At 71.3% G+C, this 4,629-nt stretch carries 5 protein-coding genes and 1 pseudogene; 2 read left to right on the forward strand and 4 right to left on the reverse strand.

The genetic code is table 11. From position 1 onward, the window contains the following. The coding region (locus AOK24_RS17240) for an IclR family transcriptional regulator domain-containing protein (protein ID WP_055720965.1) at nucleotides 1-295 on the forward strand (295 nt) is incomplete at its 5' end. Between the two features lie 21 nt (nucleotides 296-316). On the opposite strand, the gene AOK24_RS17245 is transcribed toward AOK24_RS17240, so the two are convergent. Then, nucleotides 317-1,795 (reverse strand): MFS transporter, encoded by a 1,479-nt coding sequence (locus AOK24_RS17245; RefSeq protein ID WP_063799465.1) that lies wholly within the window; start codon nucleotides 1,793-1,795, stop codon nucleotides 317-319. A gap of 102 nt (nucleotides 1,796-1,897) precedes the next feature. Between AOK24_RS17245 and AOK24_RS17250 the strand changes: the two genes are divergently transcribed. Further along, nucleotides 1,898-2,335: a MarR family winged helix-turn-helix transcriptional regulator gene (locus tag AOK24_RS17250; RefSeq protein ID WP_055720966.1), complete on the forward strand. Its 438-nt coding sequence runs from the start codon at nucleotides 1,898-1,900 to the stop codon at nucleotides 2,333-2,335. Nucleotides 2,336-2,342: 7 nt separating this feature from the next. Here AOK24_RS17250 and AOK24_RS17255 read toward each other — a convergent pair whose 3' ends face one another. The 3 genes and pseudogenes from AOK24_RS17255 to AOK24_RS49700 form a co-directional block, all read right to left on the reverse strand. Then, complete coding sequence (locus tag AOK24_RS17255) at nucleotides 2,343-3,320, reverse strand: hypothetical protein (RefSeq protein ID WP_055720967.1); 978 nt, start codon at nucleotides 3,318-3,320, stop codon at nucleotides 2,343-2,345. An 86-nt stretch (nucleotides 3,321-3,406) separates the two neighbouring features. Beyond that, nucleotides 3,407-4,153, reverse strand: coding sequence for a carboxylesterase family protein (locus AOK24_RS49695; RefSeq protein WP_109364948.1), 747 nt, complete (start codon nucleotides 4,151-4,153; stop codon nucleotides 3,407-3,409). Next, a pseudogene (locus tag AOK24_RS49700) lies at nucleotides 4,047-4,565 on the reverse strand (carboxylesterase family protein); the annotation flags it as partial. The pseudogene AOK24_RS49700 and the gene AOK24_RS49695, both read right to left, overlap by 107 nt. Between the last annotated feature and the right edge of the window lie 64 nt (nucleotides 4,566-4,629).

The following is a 4,629-nucleotide window of genomic DNA, read 5'->3' on the forward strand; positions in this document are numbered from 1 at the left end:
GGCGTTCACCTCGCGGACCGTCACGGACGCCGGGGTGCTGCGGGAGGTGCTCGATGAGGTGCGGGTCCGGGGATTCGCCCTGGTGGACCAGGAGTTGGAGGACGGGCTGCGGTCCGTCGCCGTGCCGGTGCGAGGGCGGGACGGGCGGGTCGTGGGGGCGGTGAGCGCGGCGACTCATGTGGCGCGGCGGTCCGTCGAGGAGTGCCTGTCCATGATCCTGCCCGAACTGCTGGACGCCGCGGGGCGGATCACGGAGGAGGTCGGGGTGGTGTCGCGGTTCATCCGCGTGCGGTGAAGGTGTCGGCGCCGGTGTTGTTCAGGTCTGTGCGGGCTCTTTCACGGGTTCGTCGGACCGGTCCGGGAGCTTGAGGAGCAGGGCGAGGGCGAGCGCGACGGCGAGGACGCACGCGGCGACGAGGAAGACGCGGTCGACGGCGGAGGCGTACGCGTTCAGTACCGTCTCTCGCAGGGCCCCGGTCAACTGGTGGACGCGTTCCGGCTGTTGAGCGGTCCGCAGTTGCTCCGCGTCGAGCCCGGAGAGGTCCGAGACGAGTTTCGCGTGGAAGACGGCGTTGAACGCGGCGAGTCCGAGGGAGCCGCCGAGCTGGCGGGAGAGGGTCTGGAGGGAGACCGCCGCGCCGAGATCCCGTATCGGGGAGTTGTTCATGACGGCGAGCGCGTACACCTGGGTCATCAGCCCGAGGCCGACGCCGATGAGGACCGTATAGCCGGCGGAGAGGGCCCGGCCGGTGTCGGGTGTCAGGGTGACCAGCAGGCCCAGACCGAGGCCGGCGACCGCGACCCCGCCCGCGCCGAACCACTTCTCGCGCCCGAACCGCACCATCAGCGGGCTCGCGCAGAGCGCGGCGAGGACGATGCCGAGGGTCAGCGGCAGCAGCAGGAGCCCGGAGTCGGTGGCCGAGCCGCCGGTGGTGACCTGGAGGAAGACCGGCAGGAACATCAGCGCCCCGGACATCGCGGCCCCGGACGCGAACGCCTGCGCGTTGGAGATGGTGAGGATCGGTCGGCGCAGCAGGTGGAGCGGGACGACGGGTTCGCGCACCCGGCGTTCGACCGCACCGAGGGCGGCGGCGAGGAGGATCGTCCCGCCGATCAGCGCGAGGATCGTCGGCGAGGCCCAGCTGTGCTCCGTACCCGCCCAGGCGGAGACGAGGACGAGGCCGGTCGCCACTCCCCCGGTCAGGACGGCGCCCCCGTAGTCGACCGCCGGGCGGCTCGTCTGGCGGGCCGGTTTGAGCGTCGTGAGGACGAGCAGCAGGGACACCGCGCCGAGGGGGAGGTTGAGGTAGAAGATCCAGCGCCAGCCCCAGCCGTCGGTGACGTACCCGCCGGCGAGCGGCCCGAGCGCGGCGCAGCCGGTCAGCGCGGTGGAGAACCAGCCCTGGAAGCGGGCGCGCTGCCCGGGGGTGAGCAGTTCGGTGTACAGGGCCAGCGCGGAGACGATGAACCCGCCCGCGCCGACGCCCTGCACCGCCCGGAACAGGGCGAGTTGGGGCAGCGACTGCGCGAGGCCGCTGAGCACCGAGCCGGTGAGGAACGCGGCCATCGCGAACACGAAGACCGGTTTGCGGCCGAAGAGGTCGCCCAGCTTGCCGTACAGGGGTGTCGTGACGGTCGCGGCGAGGGTGTAGGCGGTGGCGACCCAGAAGAACGAGTCCAGCGCGCCGAACTCGTCGATGATCACGGGCGTGGCGGTGGCGGTGACGTTGGTGTCGAGCATGGCGAGGAGTTGGGCGAGGAGGACGCCGGTGAGGGGGAGCAGGGCTGTGGGCATGAGTGGGCTCCTATATATGTGTGACACACACATGCTAAGGCGGAGTGACTCGACCCGTACAGCGATATATGCGCGGCGAACACATCTGTTACCGTCCCCCGCATGAGCAGCCTCGACGAACCCGGCCCCGCCCTCTTCCGCGTCGTCCGCGTCCTGGGCCGCCGGCCCGGGTCCGTCGAGCAGGACCGGCTCATCCACATCCTCGTCGTCCAGGCCGTCGGGGACGCCGCCGCCGCGTCCGACGACCCCGAGGTGACGGTCGGTTCCGTCGCCGAACGGCTGAAGCTGGACCCGTCGACCGCGAGCCGGATGGTGTCCGACGCGGTCAGGAGCGGGTACGTCACCCAGGGGGCGTCCGTGCGGGACAGCCGGCGGCGGGTGCTGGAGCTGACGCCGAGCGGGGAGGAACTGCTCGCGCGGTCGCGGGAGTTCCAGCAAGGGGTGTTCGACGGGTTGGTGGCGGGGTGGCCGGAGGCCGAAGTGCGGGAGTTCTCGCGGCTGTTGGTGCGGTTCGCGGAGGCGGTGGACCGGGAGTTCTGAGGGGGCGTCAACTTCCGTCGCGGTAAACGAAGTCGGTCAGCGAGACCGCGTACTCCTTCCGGTTCTCGCGGTACTCGGCGCAGTAACTGGTCGGGTACCAGCCGCTGTTCCGCCACGCCTGGGGCTGCCGGAAGGGCGTGCAGGTGTCGCCGCTGCGGGCGCTTCTGAGGTTCTCCAGCCACGACTTCGCGATCATCGCCTCGTAGAAGGTGATCTCCCCGTCGTACGTCCCGTAGATCCATGTGCGGGTGAACGGGCCGCCGTTCAGCTCCGGGGCCCTCGCGTCGAGGAGGTGGTTGCCCATCGCCGGTTCGACCGCGTCGACGTCCACGAAATCGGGGGCGAGGTAGCGGCTCGGTACGGGTTTCTTCGCCCGGGCGTAATCCGCGCAGTCCGTCAGTGCTGGGCACGGTCCGGGTCTGATCGCGTTCCGTTCGGCGAGCGGCTGGATATAGAAGTGGAAGTCGAAGTGGGGGGTGTCGTAAACACCTTTGGGAATATGGCCTTCGGGGTTCCAGTTCACCAGCTCCCAGCTGAACGGGCCCGCTCCGGCAGGCAGCTTCAGCACGTTCTCGTGGCCCACCGAGCATTCCGTGTGCAGGTCGATGGCGCCGTTTCCGTCCTTGTCGAAACAGTGCTTTCCGTCGCTGGCGGCCGTCGGGAGTCCGCGCAGGGACGACGCCGGGAACGCGACCCCGACGGCCACCGGACGTGCGCCGACCCGCTGGACGTACGCCCGTAGTACCCCGTCGCCGAGAGGGACGGAGCTGCCGTACTCGGCGCAGGGACCGGCGTACGAAGCGGTCGTCCGCAGCAGCGCGGGGACGCTTTTCGCCGGGACGCTCACCGTGCGTTCCGCGTCCGGATTTCCGGGCGGGACCAGGCAGATCCGGGCGCGTTCGCTCTCCTCCGCCGCTCCCGTGAGGAAAGCGGCCAGAATCGCTGTTGCGAGCACGATCCGCGTGCGCCGTCCGGTGCGCGCCATGGAATTCCCCTTCGCCGGATTTTCCTTTCTCCAGCATCGGGGGGAAATCACTCAGGGGCGATCCGGTCCGGCGGGAATTCCGCCTTTCAGGGGGTGCGGGAGGGTCTCGTCGCGGGCTCGGCGGTCTCCCGGGCGGTGGGGATGCCGTGCGCGGGCTCTGCGGGCCGTCGATCCGGCGGCTCCGCGACCATGTCCGAAGTGCCGCCGAACGCGCGGGAGTTGCCGTCGTACGGGGCCCAGCCGGGGTCGCCGTGCGCCGCGAAGTCCCGCCAGGCGGCGGTGAGTCGGTCGCGTACCGCGCGGTGCTCGGGGGTGTCCGCGCCGGCCAGGGGCAGTTTGTCGAAGACGTACAGCAGGTCGACGCCGTGGAAGGCACCCAGGTCGGGGCCGCACGGTTCGTCGAGCATGAGGTAGTGGAACGCCCGTCCGCCTGCGGCGACTTGGGCGCGGGCCAGGCGGGTCGCCGGGGTCCGGTAGATCGCGTCGCCGAGGAACTCCGCGCGCAGGTCGGCCAGTTCCGTCGCACCCGTCCGGGGGCGGTACTCGTCGAGGAGGCGTGCCGGGTCGGTGGTGCCGGCCCGGCGCATCTCGGCGTGCAGGGCGTACTCGTCGGCCGGGCGGAAGGCGTCTCCGGCGAGCCGCCGGAAGAGGCGGAACTCGTCGCGGGTGGCGCGGGGCGTGTTGGGGTGCGGCGGGCAGGACGTGGCCGTCCAGGACGACGCCCCAGGCGCGTCCGCCGGGGAGGTTGCGGCTGCCGATGTCGCGGGTGACGACGGTCTCCTGGGCGGCCACGACGCGCTGAGCGGGGACCGTGCGCAGGCCCTCCGCGTCATCCGGCTTCAGCTCGGCGATCAGGTCCTCGGCAAGTGCGGTCGCGGTCGTCCGGTCGAAGATCCTCGACGTGCTCCCGCTCTGGAGGATCGCCTTGTGGAACAGGCCGGTCGCGGCCGGGGCGGCGAGCAGTGCGCCGATCGAGAAGGCCCCGGCGGACTGGCCCGCCAGGGTGACATTGCCCGGGTCGCCGTCGAACGCGGCGATGTTGTCCCCGGCCCAGCGCAGGGCTGCGGTCTGGTCCTGGAGGCCGAGGTTCGTCGATCCCTCCCAGGTATGACCCAGGTCGGCGAGGTGCAGCCAGCCCAGGGCGCCCAGCCGGTAGTTGGCGGTGACGACGACCGCGCCGGTGAGCCGGGCGAGCGCCTCGCCGTCGCTGTACGGGGGTGCTCGAAGCCGCCACCGTAGATCCACAGGATGACGGGGTGAGGGCCGGGGGCCGGCTGGGTCCATACGTTCAGGTAGAGGCAGTCCTCGG

The organism is Streptomyces niveiscabiei (assembly GCF_001419795.1).
Taxonomy (GTDB): Bacteria; Actinomycetota; Actinomycetes; order Streptomycetales; family Streptomycetaceae; genus Streptomyces; species Streptomyces niveiscabiei.

Coding starts and splice junctions, on each gene's coding strand:
- AOK24_RS17245 (WP_063799465.1), bottom strand. CDS start 1,795: ATGCCCACAGCCCTGCTCCCCCTCACCGGCGTCCTCCTCGCCCAACTC.
- AOK24_RS17250 (WP_055720966.1), top strand. CDS start 1,898: ATGAGCAGCCTCGACGAACCCGGCCCCGCCCTCTTCCGCGTCGTCCGC.
- AOK24_RS17255 (WP_055720967.1), bottom strand. CDS start 3,320: ATGGCGCGCACCGGACGGCGCACGCGGATCGTGCTCGCAACAGCGATT.
- AOK24_RS49695 (WP_109364948.1), bottom strand. CDS start 4,153: ATGACGCGGAGGGCCTGCGCACGGTCCCCGCTCAGCGCGTCGTGGCCG.